The following is a 21,693-nucleotide window of genomic DNA, read 5'->3' on the forward strand; positions in this document are numbered from 1 at the left end:
CGCGGGCGGGGCGGGCCAACACCAGCCCCACCTCTCTCGCCGGGGTCCCCCCGGCACCGGCGGCCAGCGCCAGGATGGCGAGCCGCCGTTTCTTCATCGCCGGGCGACCGCCAGCCGGGCCAGCCCGAACAGGGCCAGCAGGATGCCGATGCCGCCGAGTCCGTACCAGGGCAGCGAGGGTCCCTGGTCGGCGCGGCCACCGTTACCGCCGGGCACGCCGCCGGGCGCCGAGTGCAGCCCGTCGACGGTCTGCGCCGCGATGTCGAGCGTCTTGTCGTCGGCCGAGCCGATCGCGTACACGATGGTGGCGGTGCCTTCCTTCAGGTCGAGGTCGGCCGGGCCGAGCACCCGCGTGTCGGTTCCGGCGAGCACCACGTCGGCCGCGACGGTTCCGGCGTCGACGTCGGCCTTGGCCTCGTTCGGGTTGGTCAGGTCCTCGAACACCGGTTGCCCACCGGCGCGGACGTCCACGGCCGGCGCCGCCGCGGTGTGCCGCACGATCAGACGGGCCTTGCCGGCGGCCAGCTTGCCGGTGTCGTTGACGAACGGGGTCAGGGTCGGCTTGCCGTCGGTGCCGAGGTGGGCGACGAGGCTGATGTTCGCGCCGCCGGGTACCTCGGCGTCGTCGACGGTCAGCAGCGCCTGGCCGATCGCCTCGCCGGGCTTGGTCAGCGCGATGTCGTACTGGCCGGCCGCCAGGCTCAGCGGACCGGCGACCTTGCCCGGCTGGAAGTCCGGGATGGTCTTCTTGCCGTTCACGTAGACGTCCACCGGCTGCGCCGGGATGCCGTGCACGACCGACACCTGAGAGTTCGCAGCGGCGTGGGCGGGCAGGGAAGCGAACGAGCCGGCCGCGCCGAGCGCAACCATGGTGGCGGCGCCGGCGGTGACCGCGCGGCGAAGGTGCAGCTTGCTCATCGGTTCTCTCCAGACTTCTTCGTCGGGGAATCAGTACGACCGGTCCTTCGTTGCGGCGGGCCGGAATGGATGCGGTTGCAAAAAAGAAAATTCCGGTGCATCCACCGGCGGGCCGCCGAGCGAACAACCGTGGAGAACCATGCGCGGAAGGGAGGTCGATGAGCTCCGACGACGAGCTCGCCGAGCGTTTACGCTCCGGCGACGAGAAGGCTTTGCGTACGGCCTACGAACGGCACGGCGCGTCCGTGCTCTATCTGGCACAGCGCCTGCTGGGCAACCGTGCCGACGCGGAGGACGTGACGCAGTTGACGTTCGTGGCGGCGTGGACCGGGCGTGACGGCTACGACCCGCAACGCGGCACGATCCTGAGCTGGCTGCTCGGCATCGCGCGGCGCAAGGTCGTGGACCGGCTGCGGTCGGCGGCACGCGACGAGCGGGTGACCGAGACGGTGCGGGCACAGCTCGCCCCGGACGCCGCGCCGGAGACGCCGGAGCGGATCCTGGACCGGCTGATCGTCGCGGACGAGCTGGGCCGGCTGCCCGACGAGCAGCGCCGGTCCCTCGAGCTGGCGTTCTACGACGACCTCACGCATCCACAGATAGCCGCCGTGACCGGGCTGCCGCTCGGTACGGTCAAGAGCCATATCCGCCGTGGAATGGCCAGCCTGCGACGTCGTTGGGAGGTGGACGGTGCAACATTTGGAACCCGATCGGCTGGTCCTTCTCGCGCTCTCTGAGGAGTCGGAGGAGCTGACCGAGTCGGATCATTTGGCCCACTGTGCCGGCTGCCGGTACGACCTCGCGTCGTTGCGTGGGGTCGCCGATCTGGGCGCGGAGAGCCAGGACATGCGTGATCTTCCCGCCCCGCCGGAGCGCATCTGGCATGCGATCGAGGCGGGTGTGGCCCGTACCGGCACCTCTGTCGTGACCGCGACGCCCGTCACCGACCTCGCCGAACGCCGTGGCCGGGCCTCGCGCCGCCGGCCCAGCCGATGGGCGCCGATGCTCGCCGCCGCGGCCGCGGCGGTCCTGGCCGTGGCCGGAACCGTGGCCGTCGACCGGTTCGCCGGACAACGTGCCGAGCAGCCGGTGACCGCACAGGCCACGCTCAGCCCGCTGCCGACCGTTTCGGCCGACGCGAGCGGCAAGGTGCGGGTGCTGGCCGACGGCGCCCTCGAGATCGACGTGCGGAACCTGCCGCTGACCACCGGCTTCCACGAGGTGTGGCTGCTCGACCCGGGCGATCCGACGAAGATGATCGCGATCGGCAACCTGTCCGGTGCCCGCGAGGACGTGCTGCCGGTCCCGCCCGGCACCGATCTGAACCGGTTCCGGCTGGTGGACGTGAGTGACGAGCCGCACGACGGCGACGCCACCCATTCCGGTACCAGTCTGCTGCGCGGAACCCTCACGTCCTGACGTCCCGGGCGGCGGGCAGGGACACTTCGGTCCCCGCCCGCCGCCCGGCCGCTGTTCGCAGTGGGCGGCTGTACATTGTCGGCACCATTTCCCACCAGTGTGGAGCCGTACCGATGTCCGCCAGGCGTCCCCTTCTCCCCCGGTCGTCACCCGCCGCCGCGCACGTGTCGTCCGGATCGATCGCCGCGCTGCTGGACCGGCTCGAGGAGCACTCCGTCGAGTGCCACTCGATCATGGTCGTCCGGGGCGGTCACGTCGTCGCCGAGGGCTGGTGGGCACCCTTCACGGCCGCCCGTCCGCATCTGCTCTACTCGCTGACCAAATCGTTCACCTCGGTGGCGGTGGGACTGGCGATCGCCGACGGGCTGCTGTCGCTTGACGACCGGGTGGTGGACGTGCTGCCCGACCGGGTTCCGGACGGCATCGGCGAGCAGGCCCGCCGGATCACCGTGCACCACCTGCTGTCGATGACCGCCGGACACGACGTGGACACCCTCACCGAAGCCTGGGAGCTGGAGCCGTACGACCTGGTGAAGGGTTTCCTGCGGGTTCCGTTCACGCATCCCGAGGGCACGCGGCACACCTACGACAACGCGACCACCTACGTCCTGGCGCGGCTGGTCGAACGGGTCACCGGGCGCGGACTGGCGGAGTTCCTCGACGAGCGCCTGTTCGAGCCGATGGGTGTGGAGCACGCCGACTGGGACCGGGTGGCCGGCGGCGCCGTGTTCGGGTTCCACGGGCTGCACCTGACGACCGAGGCCGTCGCCGCGTTCGGTGAGCTGCTGCTGCGTGGCGGCCGCTGGGGCGAGCGTCAGCTGGTGCCGCGCGAATGGGTGGAACTCGCCACCACGCGGCACATCGGCACCCGGCCTCCCGGCGATGCCGACTTCCTCGGCGGGTACGGCTACCAGTTCTGGATGTCGCGCTACGGCTTCCACGGCAACGGCTCGTTCGGCCAGATGTGCGTGGTGGTCCCGTCACACGACCTCGTCGTGGCCGTGACCGGCGCCAACTCGCAGGCGCAGGTGATCCACGACGCGATCCGGGAGTGTCTGCTGCCCGGCATGGGCCGGGCGGACGGCGGCGACGAGATCCTCGCCGGGCGGCTGCGACGGCTGTCCCTTGCACCGGTGCCGGGTTCGGCCGAGCCGCAGCGCTCGGTGAAGGCGACCGCCGGGGGTACGGCCCTGCCCGCCGGAACCCCGGTGACCGTCGACCCGGTGGACGGCGGATGGCTGCTGCGTCTCGGCCCGCTCATGGAGGTCGCGGCCGGTCACGGCGAGTGGCGCGAGAGCAGCCCGCTGGGCCGTCCGGTCGTGGCGGCCGGCGCCTGGCAGGGCGACACGTTCGTCGCCGACGTCTACGTCATCACCACACCCCATCGGGTACGGCTGGAGGTCGACGCCGGCACCGGGACGGCGACGGCGACGTGGAACATCGAGCCCCTGACCACCCCGAGCCTGGAGCTGCATCTGCGATCGCCGCTGATGACCCGCCCCGACGTCGCCTGAGTCAGGCATGGGCTGTTCCACTCTCGACACCGTCGGGTAGAACTCAGAGGGCGATCCGTTCGAGGTGAGGAGACGATGAGGCGCATGCGGCAACGATGGCTTTTCAGACGCTGGTTCGCCCTGCTCGCCGGGCTGGTGATCGGCGCCGTCGTCGGCCTCGCCGTCTACTGGGGAAGCAAGCTGACCGGCGTGGCCCTTTACACGCTCTGCGGCGCGGTGGCCGGCGGGGTCGCCGCCCTGGTGATCTTCACCTACTGGCGGACGGTACGCCTCACCGAACTGACCGTGTCGATTCCCAACCTGACCGACCTGACGTTCGCGATCACTCCGACGAACGAGGGTGTGGCGTGGCGGCTCTTCGTCGAGTCGAGCACCCGCATCGCCACCCAGTCGCTCGACCCGGGGTCCGGTGTGCTCCGGGAGACCCTCGACTCGCTGTACAGCCTGTTCCAGTCGGTACGCGAGATCCTGCTCGAGGCCGGTCCGACGGCCGGCGCGGGCACCACGAAGACAGTCGAGCACCTGGCCATGGGCATGCTGAACGGGCAGCTGCGGCCGTTCCTGTCGAGGTGGCACCCGCGACTGACCGAATGGGAACAGGCCAACCCGGACACGCCGGAGTCACAGTGGCCGGACAACGCGACATGCCGCGCCGAGCTGGAGAACATGCGCGCCGGCCTCCTGCGGTACGTCGAAGGCCTCGGCGAACTAGCCGGCGTCGGGAACATCGACGTGATGCTCGGCCGCCCGGACACCGAGCGGGTCTGAGACCGCTGCCCGGAACCGTTCACGCACTGACGTCAGGGCAGGTAGACCTCGGCGATCGCGGTGACCGTACCGTCGGTGGTGGTGATCTCGGCGAGGCCAGCGTCGCCGAGCCGTTCGACCAGACGTTCGGCGCTGATCTTGCAGGTCCCGACGGTCACCACGTCACCGGCGCAGCGCTGGGGATCGTCGTTCGTGCCGGTCAGCTTCGGGTTCGCCGAGGCGGGCAGAGTCACGATCATGCGGCTGTCCTCGGTCACCCAGGCGCGTTCGCAGGGTGCTTGCGACGACGGTTCCACCTTGAAGGTGGTGCAGTACTCGTCGCCGGTCATGAACAGCACCGGCTCCACCACGATCGACCTGTTCTTCGGGTAGTAGCCAAGAACCTTGACGATCGATCTGGTGCTGCCCTCGCGTACATCGGTGAAGGTGAGCTGTGACGGGGCGGTGACGTCACCGATCGGCCGGATCTCGGCGTTGCGCACGACCGCACCGGAGAGCACCTCGTCGTTCTTCGACGGGTCGGCCGGTCCGACACCGAAGGCCACCTTGCCGGCCAGCAGGCTGGGATCGGTGAGAGTCGCCTCGAGGACGACCTCGTCGTCGACCGTCACCGAGGCCTCCTCGCCGGTCAGTTCCAGCACGACATGGCGCCGTACGCCGGGTGCGAACAGGCCGGATTCCTCCGAGCCGAGCGTGGTGGTCTGCAGGGCACCCTCATGCCGGATCCGGACGGTCTGCGGGCACAGGTCGAGCCAGTAGGAGCTGTCCCCGGCCGATCGGAACTGCACCTCGGCACACGATCCGATGCTGTCGATCGTGACGTCCGCGGTGATCGACTGGTCCCCGGCGAACGTCTCGGCCGGCCCCGGGCACACCATGGTGAATGAGGGTGTGGTCATGACCAGGCCGTCCTTGAAGGAGCAACGTCCGCCGTCGGCATCGGTGAGGGTCTTCCACTGGCCCCGGCGGTCGAGGGCGTCCACCACCCACGGTCCGCGCACCGCGCCGGGCACCGGCATGGCAGCCTCCACGACCGGTTCGATCCGCTGCCCCGCCTGATCCGGTCCGCCTCCGTCTCCGTCTCCGCCGTACAGGCCGGCAACGGTCGCGAGCACCGTGGCGACCGCCGTGAACGCGACGACCCCGGCACGGCCGCGGCGCCTCCGGACCGGCGGCGCCTCGGCGACCGGCAGGCGGAGCCGTGCGCCACCGCCGGACACGTGCCGCCCGGACAGCTGCGCGGCCTCGGCGGCCTCGCGCAGCCGCGGGTCGAGGGTGTGCGGCCGGCTGATCGCGTGCGGGTCGGTGTTCTGCGCGAGCAACAGGTTGAGCAGTTCGTGCGAGGTGGGCCGCTCCTCCGGATCCTTGGCGAGGGCGAGCGCCACCAGATCGGCCAGGTGCCCGGTCAGCCCGCTCAGGTCCGGCGGCTGGGTGAGGATCCGGGCGGCGGTGGCCACCGGTGAGTCGGCCCGGAACGGGGTGCGCCCGGTGCCGGCGTACGCGATGACCGCGCCCCACGCGAACACGTCAGCGGCCGGGGTGATGTCACGGTGCACGCCGTCGAAGCGTTCCGGAGCCATGTACGCGACGGTCCCCACCATCTGGTCGGGATGGGTGTGCTGGCTGGTCACCTCCAGCGCGCGGGCGATCCCGAAGTCGATGACCTTCGGCGCGCCCAGAGCGAACAGCACGTTGCGCGGTTTGAGGTCGCGGTGGATCACGCCGGCTCCGTGGATCGCGGTCAATGCGGTGGCCACTCCGACGGCGACACCGTGCAGCCGGCTGTCGGTCAGCGGCCCTTCGCGTACCACCACCTCGTCCAAGCTCGGGCCGTCGACATATTCCACGACCAGGTACGGAGTGGGATGCTCCGGATCGGCGTCGAGCACGGCGGCCGTGCAGAACGGCGGCACCTGCCGGGCCCGTTTGACCTCGCTGCGGAACCGGCCCCGGAACTCCTCCTCGTGGGCGTACTCCGGTTTGATGATCTTGACAGCGACCAGCAGCCCGTCGTCACGCCGCCCGAGGAACACCGCGCCCATGCCGCCCTCGCCGAGCCGGGCGATCAGCTCGTAGCCGCCCAGCGACCGCGGGTCACCGGGACGCAGCGGGCTCTTCATCCGGGTCACCCATCGAGGTCGGGGAACAGGGACCGGCATACAGTACGCATCCACGTGCCGGACCGGGGCGGCGGGTCACCGATCATGGCCTCAGCCAGATCCAGCCGGTCAGTGCGATGACCTCGGCGGCGATGTCGGCCACGGGGCGCCCGTCGGTGCGGAGCCGGTGGACCTTGCTCGGTACGGTCCGCTCCAGTTCACGGGCCATCAGGTCGCTCCGCTCGACATGCCGTTCCAGTGCCGTGCCGATCTCGCGCCCGGCCAGCCGCTGCCGCGCCGTCGCGTCGTCAGCCGTCAGCAGGACCGCGGTGACGTTCGGGTCGTCGCCCATCGCCGCGGTCAGTTCGCCGGTGAACCGCACACTCACGGTGTTCGTGTAGATCAGCCGCCGGTAGCCCAGCGCCCGGTAGTTGGCCCACATGGCGGCCAGGTTGCGTTCGGCGAGCCCGTGCTCCCACGGCGGTGGATACGCCTGGTCGAGATTGTCGCCTTCGATCAGGCAGTGCTGGATGCCCGCCGCGGACAACTGCTCGTGGATCTCGTAGCCGACACTGGTCTTGCCCACCCCGGCACGCCCGCCGATGAACAACGCCTCGCTTCGTGTGATCACCACGGCACGATAGTCATTCACCAAGCAATCGACGAGTATCGACGTCAGGTCGCTGCCGGCGGGTCGAGCTCATCGGCCGCCTGCTCGAGGATGCTCGCGAACTCGTCCGCCGGCGGCGCCCTCTCGCCGATCTCCACGCTGAACCGGGCGCGATCCCCGAACCGGACCGTCGTCAGCTCAAGCTCCGGCCCGCACGGGGCGGCGCGTGGCCAGCACCGTGGCCGCTCCAGCGGCGACCAGCAGCAGGCCGAACGCACCGGTCAGCGGGGCCGGCGGGCCGGTGATCGGCAGGTTCGGCCGGTCACCGGCGACGCGCACCTCACTGTCCCCGGCGATCGGTGTCAGCCCGTCGGCGGAGAACGTGATGGTCACCGTCCCGGCGTCACCGGCAACGGCGGTCCCGGTGGCCGTCACGACCACGGGCAGGTACTGCTCGACCGTCTCGCCCTCGAACGACAGCCCCCGAGGATCGGTGCAGACCACCCGGGTCGACGAGGACGTGCCGCACTCGCCGCCACCGATCCCGCTCGGCGCGATCCGGACCCCGTCGACGCCGCTCAGTTCGTACGTGACCTTCACACCGGTCAGCCTCGTCGGGCCGATCGTGGACCAGAGGCTCGGCCCGAGCGGATCGACGGCGGTGCCACCCGCCGGCACCTCGATGTCCGGGAAGGCGGCCGAGACGGTGTCCGCGGCCAGGGCCGGGCCACCCGCGATGACGAGAAGTACGCCGGCTACCGCCAGGACTCCCCCGAGGCGCCGCATGTACGAGTTACGCATCGCCCGTGTCTCCCGTCCCGGCGGCGGATCAAGCCGCCGCAGCGTAACCGGTACGAGGCTAGAAACGATATCGTGACACGCCTGTTTCCGCAGCTGAGACGGCACGGCGACGGCTCGGCCACACCGCCGCCAGGCAGAGGGCGGCCACGATGGCGACGAGCGGGAGGATCAGCACTCCGGGGTCGTCCGCCTGGGCCTGCGCCAACTCGTCCGGGAGGCGCGGATCGGCCAGGCCGTCCGGGTCCTGCACCACGAGCACCTCGTCGTCGACGGCCCCGGTGCCGCCGCCCGGCCAGCCGCCCAGCCGCCCCGGGAGCGCGATGCCGTCGGCGGCGAGGTCGTAGGTGGCCTCGTTGCTGCCGCCGTCGTAGACCTCGACCACCGTGGCACGGATCTGCTCGCCGTCGTCGGCCAGCACCTTCAGCGGCACGGACATCCCGATGACGGCCATCAGAAACCCGTTGAGAAGGCAGGCGGCGACGATCGGTACGACCCGGGGCCGGCGCGCGGTCTGCGTGGCGACGAAGTAGACCAGCAGGCACTGCCCCGACAGGACGAGGGTGCCGATGATCGGGTCCACGTCGGACCGGACCCAGGTGGTGGCCGCCGGCAGGATCAGGACCGCGGAGAGGAGGAAGATGCTCAGGTAGGCAAGTGCAGGCACAAGATCGGACCGCGGACGCATGCGTGCACGCTACCGGGGCCCATCAAGACCGGTGATCACGGATGCGAGTGCCCCGGAAGAGCGACCCCCGCTTTGGGGGGTCGTGCGACCAGTAGCTATATGACTATTGTCTTGCGTATGGCCTCTACCCGCCTCCGCCTGATGGGCGCTCACGAGATCCGCATACTGCTGGGCGGCATCACCCGTCAGCGCGTCTACCAGCTGACCAGCAGGCCAACCTTTCCCGAGCCGGTGGCAGACCTCTCCCAGGGCAAGGTGTGGCTGGCCGCGGACGTCGAGGAATGGGTGGCGACCCGCCGCCGCCCCCGGCGCACCGCGCACCGCACCGACCCGGCCTCATGACCGGCACCACCCCCGGACGCTTTACGGCTGCAGCCAGCGGTCGAACCAGGCGCGGGTCCTGCGCATCACATCGAGCTGGTGGTTGCGTTCCCGGAACGAGTGGCCCTCCCGCGGGTACGTGACGAACTCGTGCTCGACACCGAAGTGCCGCAACGCCCGGTGCAGATAGACGGCCTGGCCGTACGGCACGTTGGTGTCCTCGGCGCCGTGCAGGATCAGCACCGGGGTGCGGATACGGCCGGCGTACGAGATCGGGCTGACCGCGTCGTGCGGGTGCGGGCCGATCCCGGACCAGCCGACGCTGCCGCCGAGCGCGGCCTCGAACTGGCCGTTCTCGCCGTCGGCGGCCAGCATGCCCCAGTCGGCGACGCCCGCGCCGACCAGCGCGGCCCGGAAGCGGTCGCTCTGGCTGACCGCCCAGGCGGACATGTACCCGCCGTGGCTCCAGCCGGCGATGCCCAGCCGGCCGGGATCGGCGACACCGCCGGCGACGAGCAGGTCGACGCCGGTCAGGATGTCGGTCCACTCCTCCTGCCCGACCCGGCCGGCGACCGCGGCGGCGAACTCGTGACCGTGGCCCTGCCCGCCGCGCGGGTTGGGCAGGAACACCGCGTAGCCGGCGGTGGCCAGCCACTGTGCACTGGGCCACCAGAACAGCTGGCACGTGTCGGCGTAGCGGGCGTACGGACCGCCGTGCACGATCGTGACCAGCGGGAACGGGCCATCCGACGCGGTCCGGCCGGGCGGCAGGACCAGCAGGCCGTCGAGTTCGAGGCCATCAGCGGCACGATAGGTCAGCGGCTGTTGCGTACCGAGAGTGATGCCCTTGAGTTGCGGCCGGGTGTCGGTGACCTTCCGCAACGGTCCGGTGGGCGCTCCGGCGTGGACGTTCACGGGTTCGTGGCGGGTGCCGGTGAGCGCCGCGATCCGCTTGCCGTCGAGGCTGGAGGTGACGTCGCCGAGATGCCCCGGATGCCGCGCCAGAACGGTGAGACCCGTGGCGTCGAGGCTGGCCACGGTCGTGTCCAGCCCGTCAGCGAACACGACGAGCGGCGCCGCGCCGGTCGGGCACAGCTCCGTCGGGCACATCGGCAGGTCCGCGGTGCGATTGCTGCGGGCTCCGCTGCTCAGGGCCAGGTCGAACACCGCCGTACCGGCCTGCAACAGCGGTGGGGTGAGCGCGATCCAGCCGAGGTGCCAGCCGTCGGCGGACAGCCACCAGGCGAGGGAGTACGCCTCGGCGCCGACCGGTCCGAGATCCTCGGCAGTCCCGGTGACCGGGTCGAACAGGTGGAGCCGCCCGGTCCGAGGGCCGTAGTCGCTGTCGGCCGCGGCCCGCGTCAGCACGGCCAGCGGACCACCATCGGGCCGTTGCCGCACTTCCACGACGTGCCGGCCGGCGAACACGCCGGGAGTGGCGATCCGGCCAGTACGCAGGTCGAGCAGCCGCAGCCGGTCGTGGGCCTCGTGCTCGCCGGCGACCACGGCATCGTCACGTTCACGGGCCCGGCGCTCGTCCTCCTCGGTGGGCTCGTCCCCGGCGAGCAGCGCCACCAGGCCGGGATCGGCGAGCGGCAGATGGCCGGTGATGCCGGCCCGCCAGCCGGTCAGCGCCGTCACCTCGCCGCCGTCGAGCCGGTGCAGTTGCGGGACACCGCGCTCGGCCCGGTCGGAAAGGAAGAACAGCGTGCCGGAGTCGCCCGACCAGCGCGGATCGGAGACGGTCGCCGGCCCGTTCGGCACCCGGACCGGCACACCATCACCGTCGAGGCCGGTGAGCCAGAGTTCGGTGTCGAGATGGTCACCGGTCAGGCAGCCGGGTGTGACGACATGGCAGAGACGGCTCCCGTCCGGGGAGATCACCGGCGTCCGCGGGACACGTCCGTCGACCACGAGTTCGGCGCTGAGCTCCGTCATGCGGGCCAGTCTGCCAACATCGTCCGCGAGCTTCCCGCCATTAAACTCGCCGCCATGGTCGCCGAGCCCTCTCCCCGCACCCGAGAACTCGTTCTGGAGCTGCCAGCCGATCTGGTGGAGAAGCTGGCGGGCGCCGCCGAGCTGTCACACCGGACCGTCGAACGGCTCGTGCAGGACGTGCTCACGGCCGAGGTGGAGCGCTTCGACGCCGCCTTCCCGCTGCCCGCACCGCCCGAGGATCTGCAGCGTGCCCTCGACGCCGAGCCGGCCGCGGCGGCGTTCTTCGCCACGGTCAGCCGCACGAACCACCACGCCGTCATCCTGCACATCGAGGAGGCGAAACGGCCGGCGACCCGGGCCCGGCGCATCGAGCGGACCATCGCCGACCTGCTGAAGGGCAAGACCCCGTACCGCGACTGACTCCGAGGGAGGCATCGTCACGGGCGCGGGCGGGCTCAGAACCTCACCGCATCAGCCTGACAGGCGCCGCGCCCGGCGGACCGCACGGCGGCGATGATCACCGCCGCTGACCGAGCGGGCGCGTCATGACGGACTCCAGTACGCCGGTGAAGCCGGGATGGCGGCCAGTTGCAGGCGGCGCGGCAGAGGGAGATCGGCGGGCAGGGCCGCGACGGCTGTGCCACACAGCCGGGGATGGCGCCATCGATAGGGTCGTACGGTGACGACGCCGAAAAGCCGATGGCCGAAGAGCGCGGACTCCGACGGGATCGAGGCGATCGCGCTGCTCATCCTCGAATGGCTCGCCGAGCAGGGCATCGACGCCATGCTGCGGGTCGACGCCCTGCGTCTCAGCGAACGGCGGCCGGCCTGGACGTTCGCGGCGAGCGGTGACCCGCTGAGCATGCCCATGCGCGCCGACGGGGCCACCGCCGGGCAGTGCCTGTCCCGGGCGGTCGCTCAGCTGCGGGAACTCGGCGTGGACGTGCCGCACTGACCGGACCGGACCGCAGGGGTCAGCCGAGATACGGCGGTGCGACGCCCCAGCCCCAGTGCGGCACCGGGGCCTCGCGCGGTGGGGTCGCGCCCGGCTGGGAGTTGGCCATCGCAAGCCGGGTGCCCCACTCGAGGTAACCCATGAACGCGGCCCGGAACTCCGGATCGCCGGGCAGCCCGACCTCGTCGGCGGCGTCGGCGAGCAGGTTCACCCAGCGGCGCCGCTGCGGTTCGGTGATCGCCTTGCCGAGGTGGTGGGCGAGCATGTGGGCATAGCCGCCGCGCTCGTCGGTGTAGCGGGACGGGCCACCGAACACCTCGGCAAGCCACATGGCCACGAACTTGGGGTGGGCCGGATCCATGTGCGCGAACAGCGGCCCGACCAGGTCGTCGGCGGTGACCTTGGCATAGAACCGTTCGGTCAGCCGCTCGAACGCCTCGGCGCCGCCGGCCCAGTCGTACAGGCTGGGAACAGCACGGCCGGTGCCACGGACCGCGGTCGGCTCGTAGTGGCGCATCTCCTCGATCGCGGTGACGTAGGGGCGGATCTCGGCCATGAACCCGGGGAACAGATCGCCTTCCCGGAAGCCTTTGAGATGGTCGTCCGCGGAGGTCCAGACGATGCGCAGGATGTAGGTGCCGGGCGCTTCGGCGCAGCGGCTCAACTCGTAGTCGACGCACTGCGGGGCGAGGGCCAGGAATCGCTCCGCGCGACCGTAGGCCTTCTCGAACTCCGTCGTGTCGCCGGGGACGCGGTACCGGATGTACTCGACAGTCATACCGTCCACAGTAGGCTACGTAAGGCTGTAATCATGTAATCGTTTCTGAAGGCGGGTGACCGGACGCCGGACGTCGCGGTCACCCGCCCGGTGGGTCACTCGACCGCCGTCGCCTCGAGTTCGACCATCTGCCCGGGAACGGCCAGGCGGGTCACGCCGAGCATCGTGGTGGCCGGTGCCACGCCGGCCGCACCGAGCCTGGCCGCCAGCACACCGTAATGCGGGAACAGCCCGTCCACGTCGGTGGTGTAGACGTTGAGCCGAACCAGATCGCCCAGCGACATCCCGGTTCCGGCGAGCACCGCCTCGAGATTGTCGAGACTCAGCGCCAGCTGCGCGGCCATGTCGCCGTCGTGCTGCGGTTTGCCGTCACCGTCCATCGCGGTCTGACCGGAGCAGTACAGGGTCCGGGTGTGTCCGGAGACGACCTCGCCCTGGTTGAACCCCAGCTCCGCCGACCACGCCCACGGGTTGACCGCCGCTCGTTGCACTGCCACTTCAGCTCCATTCGATCGATTTGCGTCGTACGGATCGGAGCCTGCCGGGAAATCACGACATCCTCTGTCATGTATTCCGCTAGTGTTCGCGGATGCGCGCCGATCGACTGGTCTCGCTCGTCCTGCTGCTGCGGCAACGTGGCCGGTTGACCGCGGAGACACTGGCCCGGGAACTGGAGGTGTCCGTCCGGACGGTGCTGCGTGACATCGAGGCGCTGTCCGTGGCCGGAGTGCCGGTCTACGCCGAACGTGGCCGGCACGGTGGCTTCGCCCTCCTGCCCGGCTTCCGGACCGAGCTCACCGGTCTCAATCACGACGAGGCCCTGGCCCTGCTGACCACCGGATCCGGGCAGACGTTCGGTCTCGGCGCGGCGTTCGCCTCGGCCCGGCGCAAGGTCGTCGACGCCCTGCCCGAGCGCCATCGGGCCACCGCGAGCGACGCGGCCCGGCGGATCCTCGTCGAACCGGAGACCGACCTGCTGTCGCGCCGGCAGGACGGCGAGCAGGTGCCGGAGAGCACGATGATCGAGGTACGACGTGCCGTGCTTGCCGGGCACAAGCTGCGCATCCACTACGCCGCCCGGGACGAGCCGCCCCGGTGGCGCACCGTCGACCCGATCGGCCTGGTCACCGTGCGCGAGCGCGGCTATCTGCTGGCCACCAGATCGGGCGAGGACCGTACGTACCGGCTGTCCCGGATCCTGGCGGCCGAGGAACTCCCCGAGCCGGCGCAACGGCCCGACCGGGTCGACCTGGCCCGCGCCTGGAACGAACGCCGCGCCCGCTTCCTGGCCGACGGTCACCTCACGGTGCTGGTACGGGTCAGCCCCGCCCGCCGCGACGACCTGCTGAACACCGCGGTGGCCGTACGCGCCGAGGAGCCGGGCCCGGACGGCTGGCCCCGGCTGGAGGTGACGTACCAGGACTCGTGGCACGCCGAATGGGCACTGTGGCAGCTCGGCATGCACGCCGAAGCGCTGGCCCCGCCGTCGTTACGCACCGCGCTACGGGAACGCGCCGCCGCGATCGCCGCCCGTTACCGCGATCCGGCCTGAGACGCGGTCACGAGGTCCCGAGAGTGCTGGCGGCCCGCTCGCTGCCGGTGTCGAAGAAGGCGTCCATGTAGTCGTCCGGCTCCAGAGAACTGTCCCGGAGCAGGGAGAAGACCTCGGCCCCGTGACCGAGCTCATCAGCCATGGCGTAGGCCTGCGCCAAACCCAGATACTCGCCGTCCACATCGGTGGCATAGTCGACCGCGTCGGCCTCGGCCAGCGCGACCGCCTCGGCGAACGAGGCGGCCTTCCAGACGGTCACCCGCTCCTCGTACGTCGCCGGGTCCTCGGCGTCGAGGCGGAACACACAGCGGACCGAGAACCAGCCGGACTGAATTTGCACCCCCGCAGTCTGCCCCACCGGAGGTGATCGCCATAGAGCCCGGCGGGGACGCGGCACATTCCCGGGCACCCGGGAGATGTCACCGGCCGGCCATCAGGCCGGCGAGCTGCTGCCCGGCGGGCCAGTCCTCGTGCGGACGGCCCAGGTGGTAGCCCTGACCCAGCTGAATTCCGGCGTCGCGCAGGACGCCGACCTCCTCCTCCGTCTCGACACCCTCGGCTACGACCGTGGTGCCCAGGGACGCGGCGAAGGCGGCCATCGCGGCCATCAGCGCCCGCCGGGCCGGGTCCCGGTCGGCGCGGTCGACGATGCTGCGGTCCAGTTTGATCACGTCCGGGCGGAGCCGCAGAATGTGCTGCATGGAGGCGTAACCGGCGCCCGCGTCGTCGACGGCGAGCCGGGCACCGCGCCGATGGATCTCGTCGACCACACCGACGAGGGCGTCGTAGTCGGTCACGACCGCGTGTTCGGTGATCTCGACGGTGATCCGGGCGGCCGACGGCCCGAGCCGGTCGAGCCGCTGCAGGAAACGCGGGTCGAGCATCGTCTCCGGCGCCACGTTGACCGACAGGTAGGCGTCGCCGGGCACGTCGGCCAGCCGAGCCAGGGCCGCGTCCAGCGCGTACAGCTCGAGATCGGGGCCGAGACCGGCCTGCCAGGCCTCGTCGAACCATTCGTTCGGCGGACGGTACGGCCGGTCGGCGAACCGGGACAGCGCCTCGGCGCCGACGGCCCGTTGGGTGGCGAGGTCGACGATCGGCTGCAGCACGATCCGGAGGCCCTCTCCCCCGGACAGCAGATCCGTGATGCGGGCGCGGGCGGCCTCCTGCCGCTCGTACCGGTCGCGCTCCTCGGCTTCCGCGAGCACCTGCTCGGTGATGTCGGTGCTGAACCCGTGATAGGCCTTGATCTCGCTGTGCTCGCCGTACACCGGGGTGGCGCTGTTGCGCAGATACCGCACCGTGCCGTCGGCGTGCCGCACACTGCTCCGCCACTCCGAGCCGGCCGTCGCCACCAGCTCGTCCAGCGCCACCGGCTGGTCGTCGCACGGGCTCATCACGGCATCGATCCCGGCACCGAGGATCTCGTCGGAGGTCCTGCCGAGCACCGCCTCGACACTCTCGTTGGAGAACGTGAACCGGAGCCCCGCGTCGAGGCGCCACACCCAGCCGGTCACGGTCTGCATGGTGCTGCGGAAGGCTTCGACGGCGTCCCGCGTGGTGGCCTGCATCCGCCGGTGGAGCCCGATCAGCCGGACCATGATCCAGAGGATGGCCGGCAGCCAGCAGATCGCGGCCACGGCCAGCCATTCGTCGGCTTCCGGTGCTTCGCCGGCGACGACGACGTCCTCCCACTCCCACACCGAGGAGAGCAGGGTGAGCAGCATGCTCGGACCGAGGACGACGATGACGGCCGCGATCAGCCTCCGCGTGGCGGCCGCGCTTCGCACACCCATCGGGTCCGGTTCCACTGACACACCGGGGTAATCGGCTGCGACCCGGTCCCCCTAAGGCCGGGCGCGATGTTCGTGTTACCGGTGGCGGGCCGCGGCGATCGTGGCGAGGGCACGCGTGGTGGCGTCGGCGGGCTGCCGCCGGCGTTCGACCTCGGTGAAACCGGCGCGGGCCAGGTGCCCGGCGAACTCGTCGACGGGCCAGCGGTACGCCGTCACGACTTTGTGGTCGAAAGCGGCGAACTCGTCGCCGCCGTCGAAGAAGCCGGCCACCAGCGTGGCACCGGGCGCGGTCACCCGCCGGAACTCGGAGAGCACATCGTCGAGGTCCGGCGGCGGAAGGTGGATCAGCGAGTAGTAGGACAGGATCCCGGCGGCCGACCCGTCCGGCACGCCGAGGCCCGTCATCGACCCGAGCCGGTAGTCCCCGTCCGGGTGGGCCGCCTTCGCGTGCGCGATGAACGCCGGGACCAGGTCGATGCCGATCGCGTCCACGCCGAGCGACCGGAGGTGGGCGGTGAGGTGACCGGGCCCGCACCCCACGTCGAGGACGGTGCCGCCGGGTGAACGCAGGTGCCGCACGATCATGGCCAGGTCACCGGCGGGCACCTTGTCACTCGTCCCGAACATGTCGATGTAAAGGCCGGCGACGGAGGCGTACGCATCCCGGATCCGCTCCACACTCACCGCACGACCATAGTCCGCGACCAGGTGGCGCCCAGCCGTCACCGGGTGGGCCCGGCGTCCGGCGGCTAGCCGAGCCGGAGCGTCGCCGTGGCCGTGCCCGGTGCGGCGATGGTGAAGCCGGCCGTGCGACCGGCGTGGCTGAGCTGGTAGTCGCCGAGGAAGCCGGACACCTCGAGACGCCCCGCCTCGTCGGTCCGCCGGACGGTCGCGGGGAGCCACCACTCCCCCTTGATCAGGCTTCGCAGGGCGTCGTACGCCGGTTTCGGTGTGCCGTCGGCGCGGACGAGACCGGCGGGGGCTCCGAGCCACGCGTCGGCGTCGGACAGGCCCCAGTAGGTGACCGCATCGACCGACGGGTGAGCGAGCAGGGTCCGGTAGTGCCGCACGATCTCGTCGGCCTGCCGCTGTTCGCCGTCCGGGGTGGACGGCCACGACGGGACCTGGAAGTCGTTGAGGTCGTCGATCTCCGGGGGCATCGGGTCACCGGAGACCAGGGTGGTCTCGGTCATGTGGATCGGCAGGCCGTACCGGGCGAACCGGTCGAGCGTCTCCCGTGTCCGTTCCTCGCCCCAGTAGCCCTGATGCATGTGACTCTGCAGGCCCAGCGCGTCGACCCGGATCCCGGCCTCCAGAACACCTTCGATCAGGCATTCGTACGCCGTGGACATGTCGAAGTCGTTGAGCAGCAACGTGGCGCCGGGCCCGGCCGCGCGGGCTTCCTCGAAGGCGAGGCGGACGGTCGCGATCCGGCCTCGGGCGCGCGCCAGGCGGGTGATGGCGTTGGGGTGCGGCTCGTTGCGGAACACCGGCATGATCACCACTTCGTTGATCACGTCCCACGAGTCGATGAGGCCGGCCAGGCCGGACACCTCGCGCCGGATGCGGGCACGGACCGTCGCCTCGATCTCGTCGATCGGTCTCTCCCGCAGCCAGCCGGGGGCCAGGGTGTGCCATACCAGCGGATGTCCTTTGACGCGGCAGCCGTGGCCGGCGAACCACTGCGCGGTCCGGTGCAGCCGTTCGGTGTCGGGGCGGCCTTCCTGCGTTTCGAAGTCCGCCCAGTAGAACGGCAGGGTGGCGGTGTTGAAGACGTCGAGCCACAGGCCGGCGTGGCCGGGCGGTCCCGCGCCGTCGGCCACGGTCATGAACTCGAAGCCGATGTTGCCGAAAGCGAACGCGTGGGATCGCTGTTCCGCGATCACCTCGCGGTCGGCGAGCGGCTGGCCGTCGGGATCGAGCACGGTGAGCAGCGCCTTGCCGTAGCGGTGCTGCGGTCGTTCGGTCATCAGGACACCTCTGACTCCGTAAGTTTCGGATACAGCTGGTAGTTGCGACAACTTTCCGTCACCCAGCGCGACCGGGCAACCGATGGATTCTCCTGGTACAGCTAACACTCAGCGCCGCTTGTGTTACGCATAGCGTCCATTTTCGCTTCGGTGATTATCTTGACATCCTCGTTGACCACTTCATAGTTTGAGCGCCATCTTTCCGAAACACTCCGAAACTTTCGCTACCGAAGAGGTGGGCTTTCATGGCACCGAAAATGAACCTGGCAGTGGCTGCCGTGGTGGCGTTGAGCGCCATCGGGCTGACGGCCTGCACCGGCGGGGACGATGACGGGGGCGCCGGGGGCGGCGGCAACGTCACGATGGACTTCTGGCACAACGCCACGACCGGGCCCGGCAAGGCGTTCTGGGACAAGACGGTCGCCGATTTCCAGACCGCGCACCCCAACGTCAAGATCAAGATTCAGCAGGTGCAGAACGAGGACCTGGACGGCAAGCTGCAGACGGCGCTGAACTCCGGTTCCGCGCCCGACATCTTCCTGCAGCGCGGCGGCGGCAAGATGGCCGCGATGGTGGAGGCGGGCCAGCTCAAGGACATCACCGCGGACATCAGCGACGCCACCAAGCAGGCGGTCGGCGAGGCGGCCCTCAAGACCGGGCAGGTGGACGGCAAGGCGTACTCCGTACCGGTCTCGATCCTGCCCGGCGGCCTCTGGTACAGCAAGGACCTGTTCGCGAAGGCGGGCGTGACGACGCCGCCGACCACCATCGACGAGCTCAACACCGCCGTCACGAAGCTCAAGGCCAACGGCACGCCGATCGCCCTCGGCGCCAAGGACGCCTGGCCCGCCGCCCACTGGTACTACTTCTTCGCCCTGCGGGCGTGCAGCCCGGCCGCACTCGACGCGGCCGCCAAGGACAAGAGCTTCACCGACGCGTGCTGGACCAAGGCCGGCGAGGATCTCAAGGCGTTCGCCGACACCAAACCGTTCAACGAGGGCTTCCTGACCACGTCGGCCCAGCAGGGCGCCGGCAGCTCGGCCGGTCTGGTGGCCAACTACAAGGCCAGCATGGAGCTGATGGGTGCCTGGGACCCGGGCGTCATCGCCTCCCTGACCAAGGACACCAAGCCGCTGCCCGACCTGGGTTACTTCCCGTTCCCGGCGGTTCCCGGCGGCCAGGGCGACCCGGCGGCGATCATGGGCGGCGCGGACGGCTACTCGTGTGCGGCCGACGCCCCGAAGGAATGCGCCGACTTCCTCAACTTCATCCTCACCAAGGACGTGCAGGAGGGCTACTACAAGGCCTTCAACGCGCTGCCGGTCAGCAAGGAGGCCCAGGGTGCGGTCACCGAGGACTACCTGAAGGCGGTTCTCGACGCCTACAACAAGGCGCCGTACGTCTCGCAGTGGCTCGACACGATCTACGGCCAGAACGTCGGTAACGCCCTGAACGTCGGCGTGGTCAACCTGCTCGCCGGCAAGGGCGACGTCGCCGGGATCATCCAGGCTGTCAACGACGCGGCCAAGAAGGGCTGAGTAGGTTGGTGGCTCTGACACCCGGCACGCGTGTCCGGGACGGAGGTGGCGTCGCGGCGCCGCCTCCGGCCCGGCGCCGCCGGCGCGGTATCGGCTGGCGCATGCGCCTGGAGATCGCGGCGCTGTCCGGCCCGGCGATCCTCATGTTCCTCGGCTTCGTGATCACCCCGGTCCTGCTGGCCGGCTACTACGGCTTCTACCGGTGGAAGGGGTTCGGCCCGCCGACGAACTTCGTGGGCCTCGACAACTACGTCACCATCCTGCAGGACGACCTGTTCCACGAGGCGCTGTGGCACAACGCCCAGATCCTCGTGCTCTCGCTCGTCCTCCAGGGCCCGATCGCGGTGGGTCTCGCGCTGCTGCTCAACCAGAAGATGCGTGGCCAGTCGCTCGTCCGGGTACTGATCTTCGTCCCGTACGTGATCTCCGAGGTCATCGTCGGGACGGCGTGGGCCCTGCTGCTGCAGTCCCAGGGCGCGGTCAACGGCGTCCTGCGTTCGATCGGCCTGGGTGGACTCGCCGAGGACTGGCTGGCGAATCCGAGCCTGGCCCTCTGGACGCTGATGCTCATCCTGACCTGGAAGTACGTCGGGTTCGCGGTGATCCTGTTCCTGGCCGGTATGCAGAACATCCCGGAGGAGCTGGCCGAGGCCGCCGCCATGGACGGCGCCTCGTACTGGCAGACCCAGTGGCGCATCACCCTGCCGCTGCTCGGTCCCACCATCCGGATCTGGGGATTCCTGTCGGTCATCGGCGCGCTGCAGCTGTTCGATCTGGTCTACATCATCTGGGGCCAGTACGTCGCCTCGACCGCCGGCACCTCGACCATGGCCACGTACATGGTCTCCGAGGGCCGCAACGCCGGGAACTACGGGTACGGCAACGCGGTGGCGGTCGTGCTCTTCATCATCTCGATGATCATCGCGCTTGTGTACCAGCGTTTCGTGCTGCGCCGGGACACTGAGGGCGCGCTCACCGGAGGACGGTAGAAATGGCCACGGCCACCCACGCCAAGCGCGGCAATCCGGTCGTCTACGTCGCCGCCCTCGCCCTGGTCGGTGTCATGCTCGGTCCGGTCATCTACATCATCATCGGGGGCTTCCGGACGAACTCGCAGATCACCACCGACCCGGCAGGTCTCCCGGACCCGTGGCAGTTCGGCAACTACGCCGACGTCCTGACCGGTAGCACCTTCTGGACCCAGGTCACCAACTCGACGATCGCGGCCGTGGTCACCACGGCCGGCGTGGTCACCCTGGGAGTGATGGCAAGTTATGTGCTGGCGCGCTATCACTTCCGGGGGCGCGGTGCGATGTACGCGCTGTTCGCGGCCGGTCTCATGTTCCCCCCGACTGTCGCGATCACCCCGCTGTACGTCCTGATCAAGAACCTGGGCCTGGTGAACACGCTGCCCGGCATCATCCTGCCGCAGATCGCCTTCAGCCTGCCGACGACGATCATCATCCTGGTGCCGTTCCTGCGGGCGATCCCGAGGGAGCTCGAGGAGGCCGCATTCATCGACCGTTGCAGCCGGCTCGGCTTCTTCTGGCGGATGGTGCTGCCGCTCTCGGTCCCGGGCCTGATCACTGTCGGCATCCTGGCGTTCGTCAACAGCTGGAACAGTTACCTGCTGCCGCTGTTCATCCTGAACGACCAGGAGGCCTTCACGCTCCCCCTGGGGGTGCAGGCGTTCGCCTCGCAGTACTCCGTCGACACCGCGAAGGTGCTCGCCTTCACCTCACTGTCGATGATCCCGGCGCTGGTGTTCTTCAGCCTCTTCGAGCGCCGCATCGTCGGCGGCCTGACCGGAGCGGTCAAAGGGTGAACCGGGGGCCCTCCGGAGGAGTGGAATTCCACTGCTCCACGTAATCCCCCACACGGATGACCCGCATTCCCCGGAAGCTGCGGACGCGGTCCGGGGAATGCGGAACCACCAGCGGCGAATCCCCCGATCGAGGAGCCCGGACAGCCCGGCAGGCGACGCCCGCATCGTCGCACATCACCATTTCCGACATATGCGTCTGGTTCCGC

At 70.2% G+C, this 21,693-nt stretch carries 23 protein-coding genes; 11 read left to right on the plus strand and 12 right to left on the minus strand.

Annotated elements, in window-relative coordinates:
• Positions 1 to 93: 93 nt before the first annotated feature.
• Positions 94 to 870, minus strand: coding sequence for a DUF4397 domain-containing protein (locus AB0G04_RS33490; protein WP_360991374.1), 777 nt, complete (start codon positions 868 to 870; stop codon positions 94 to 96).
• 206 nt (positions 871 to 1,076) lie between these two features.
• Between AB0G04_RS33490 and AB0G04_RS33495 the strand changes: the two genes are divergently transcribed.
• From AB0G04_RS33495 to AB0G04_RS33510, 4 genes are all read left to right on the plus strand, one after another.
• On the plus strand, positions 1,077 to 1,655 hold the full coding sequence (locus AB0G04_RS33495; protein WP_360991098.1) for a sigma-70 family RNA polymerase sigma factor: 579 nt from the start codon (positions 1,077 to 1,079) through the stop codon (positions 1,653 to 1,655).
• Positions 1,609 to 2,337, plus strand: a complete 729-nt coding sequence (locus tag AB0G04_RS33500; protein WP_360991100.1) for an anti-sigma factor — start codon at positions 1,609 to 1,611, stop codon at positions 2,335 to 2,337. Before AB0G04_RS33495 ends, AB0G04_RS33500 begins: the two co-directional genes overlap by 47 nt.
• A 113-nt stretch (positions 2,338 to 2,450) precedes the next feature.
• Positions 2,451 to 3,851 (plus strand): serine hydrolase domain-containing protein, encoded by a 1,401-nt coding sequence (locus AB0G04_RS33505; protein ID WP_360991103.1) that lies wholly within the window; start codon positions 2,451 to 2,453, stop codon positions 3,849 to 3,851.
• Between the two features lie 84 nt (positions 3,852 to 3,935).
• The gene (locus tag AB0G04_RS33510) at positions 3,936 to 4,619 is read left to right on the plus strand and encodes a hypothetical protein (protein ID WP_360991106.1); all 684 of its coding nucleotides are present in this window, start codon (positions 3,936 to 3,938) and stop codon (positions 4,617 to 4,619) included.
• Positions 4,620 to 4,651: 32 nt separating this feature from the next.
• Here the strand turns inward: AB0G04_RS33510 and AB0G04_RS33515 are convergent, their stop codons facing one another.
• From AB0G04_RS33515 to AB0G04_RS33530, 4 genes are all read right to left on the minus strand, one after another.
• Entirely contained in the window at positions 4,652 to 6,739 is a 2,088-nt protein-coding gene (locus AB0G04_RS33515) for a serine/threonine-protein kinase (RefSeq protein ID WP_360991109.1), read from the minus strand.
• 82 nt (positions 6,740 to 6,821) lie between these two features.
• Positions 6,822 to 7,349: a hypothetical protein gene (locus AB0G04_RS33520; protein ID WP_360991111.1), complete on the minus strand. Its 528-nt coding sequence runs from the start codon at positions 7,347 to 7,349 to the stop codon at positions 6,822 to 6,824.
• A gap of 177 nt (positions 7,350 to 7,526) precedes the next feature.
• Positions 7,527 to 8,129: a hypothetical protein gene (locus AB0G04_RS33525; RefSeq protein WP_360991114.1), complete on the minus strand. Its 603-nt coding sequence runs from the start codon at positions 8,127 to 8,129 to the stop codon at positions 7,527 to 7,529.
• A gap of 58 nt (positions 8,130 to 8,187) precedes the next feature.
• The gene (locus AB0G04_RS33530; protein ID WP_360991116.1) at positions 8,188 to 8,814 is read right to left on the minus strand and encodes a hypothetical protein; all 627 of its coding nucleotides are present in this window, start codon (positions 8,812 to 8,814) and stop codon (positions 8,188 to 8,190) included.
• Between the two features lie 117 nt (positions 8,815 to 8,931).
• Between AB0G04_RS33530 and AB0G04_RS33535 the strand changes: the two genes are divergently transcribed.
• A complete protein-coding gene (locus AB0G04_RS33535) occupies positions 8,932 to 9,156 on the plus strand; it encodes a DNA-binding protein (RefSeq protein ID WP_360991119.1) in 225 nt (74 codons plus the stop codon).
• Between the two features lie 21 nt (positions 9,157 to 9,177).
• Here the strand turns inward: AB0G04_RS33535 and AB0G04_RS33540 are convergent, their stop codons facing one another.
• On the minus strand, positions 9,178 to 11,073 hold the full coding sequence (locus AB0G04_RS33540; protein WP_360991122.1) for a S9 family peptidase: 1,896 nt from the start codon (positions 11,071 to 11,073) through the stop codon (positions 9,178 to 9,180).
• A 54-nt stretch (positions 11,074 to 11,127) separates the two neighbouring features.
• On the opposite strand from AB0G04_RS33540, the gene AB0G04_RS33545 reads away from it, so the two are divergent.
• Both AB0G04_RS33545 and AB0G04_RS33550 read left to right on the plus strand, forming a co-directional pair.
• Entirely contained in the window at positions 11,128 to 11,493 is a 366-nt protein-coding gene (locus AB0G04_RS33545) for a YdeI/OmpD-associated family protein (RefSeq protein ID WP_360991125.1), read from the plus strand.
• Between the two features lie 259 nt (positions 11,494 to 11,752).
• Entirely contained in the window at positions 11,753 to 12,028 is a 276-nt protein-coding gene (locus AB0G04_RS33550) for a hypothetical protein (RefSeq protein ID WP_360991127.1), read from the plus strand.
• Positions 12,029 to 12,047: 19 nt separating this feature from the next.
• On the opposite strand, the gene AB0G04_RS33555 is transcribed toward AB0G04_RS33550, so the two are convergent.
• Positions 12,048 to 12,806, minus strand: a complete 759-nt coding sequence (locus AB0G04_RS33555; protein ID WP_360991130.1) for an antibiotic biosynthesis monooxygenase — start codon at positions 12,804 to 12,806, stop codon at positions 12,048 to 12,050.
• 95 nt (positions 12,807 to 12,901) lie between these two features.
• Positions 12,902 to 13,297 (minus strand): RidA family protein, encoded by a 396-nt coding sequence (locus tag AB0G04_RS33560; protein ID WP_360991377.1) that lies wholly within the window; start codon positions 13,295 to 13,297, stop codon positions 12,902 to 12,904.
• A 98-nt stretch (positions 13,298 to 13,395) separates the two neighbouring features.
• Here AB0G04_RS33560 and AB0G04_RS33565 point away from each other — a divergent pair, with 98 nt between their 5' ends.
• Positions 13,396 to 14,358 (plus strand): WYL domain-containing protein, encoded by a 963-nt coding sequence (locus AB0G04_RS33565; RefSeq protein WP_360991132.1) that lies wholly within the window; start codon positions 13,396 to 13,398, stop codon positions 14,356 to 14,358.
• A 7-nt stretch (positions 14,359 to 14,365) separates the two neighbouring features.
• On the opposite strand, the gene AB0G04_RS33570 is transcribed toward AB0G04_RS33565, so the two are convergent.
• The 4 genes from AB0G04_RS33570 to AB0G04_RS33585 all read right to left on the minus strand — a co-directional run bounded on the left by AB0G04_RS33570 (position 14,366) and on the right by AB0G04_RS33585 (position 18,124).
• Positions 14,366 to 14,698 carry a hypothetical protein gene (locus tag AB0G04_RS33570; RefSeq protein WP_360991135.1) on the minus strand — a complete coding sequence of 111 codons (333 nt, stop codon included), beginning with the start codon at positions 14,696 to 14,698 and terminating at the stop codon, positions 14,366 to 14,368.
• Positions 14,699 to 14,777: 79 nt separating this feature from the next.
• Positions 14,778 to 16,154 (minus strand): EAL domain-containing protein, encoded by a 1,377-nt coding sequence (locus AB0G04_RS33575; protein ID WP_360991138.1) that lies wholly within the window; start codon positions 16,152 to 16,154, stop codon positions 14,778 to 14,780.
• A 75-nt stretch (positions 16,155 to 16,229) separates the two neighbouring features.
• The gene (locus tag AB0G04_RS33580) at positions 16,230 to 16,838 is read right to left on the minus strand and encodes a class I SAM-dependent methyltransferase (RefSeq protein WP_360991141.1); all 609 of its coding nucleotides are present in this window, start codon (positions 16,836 to 16,838) and stop codon (positions 16,230 to 16,232) included.
• Positions 16,839 to 16,903: 65 nt separating this feature from the next.
• Entirely contained in the window at positions 16,904 to 18,124 is a 1,221-nt protein-coding gene (locus AB0G04_RS33585) for an endo-1,4-beta-xylanase (RefSeq protein WP_360991144.1), read from the minus strand.
• 245 nt (positions 18,125 to 18,369) lie between these two features.
• Between AB0G04_RS33585 and AB0G04_RS33590 the strand changes: the two genes are divergently transcribed.
• The 3 genes from AB0G04_RS33590 to AB0G04_RS33600 are packed head-to-tail and all read left to right on the plus strand — an operon-like array spanning position 18,370 to position 21,487.
• On the plus strand, positions 18,370 to 19,662 hold the full coding sequence (locus tag AB0G04_RS33590) for an extracellular solute-binding protein (protein WP_360991147.1): 1,293 nt from the start codon (positions 18,370 to 18,372) through the stop codon (positions 19,660 to 19,662).
• 8 nt (positions 19,663 to 19,670) lie between these two features.
• The gene (locus AB0G04_RS33595) at positions 19,671 to 20,651 is read left to right on the plus strand and encodes a sugar ABC transporter permease (RefSeq protein WP_360991150.1); all 981 of its coding nucleotides are present in this window, start codon (positions 19,671 to 19,673) and stop codon (positions 20,649 to 20,651) included.
• A 2-nt stretch (positions 20,652 to 20,653) separates the two neighbouring features.
• Positions 20,654 to 21,487, plus strand: a complete 834-nt coding sequence (locus tag AB0G04_RS33600) for a carbohydrate ABC transporter permease (protein WP_360991151.1) — start codon at positions 20,654 to 20,656, stop codon at positions 21,485 to 21,487.
• The last annotated feature ends 206 nt before the right edge of the window (positions 21,488 to 21,693 follow it).

It is taken from the genome of Actinoplanes sp. NPDC023801 (assembly GCF_040639655.1).
Classification (GTDB): Bacteria; Actinomycetota; Actinomycetes; order Mycobacteriales; family Micromonosporaceae; genus Actinoplanes.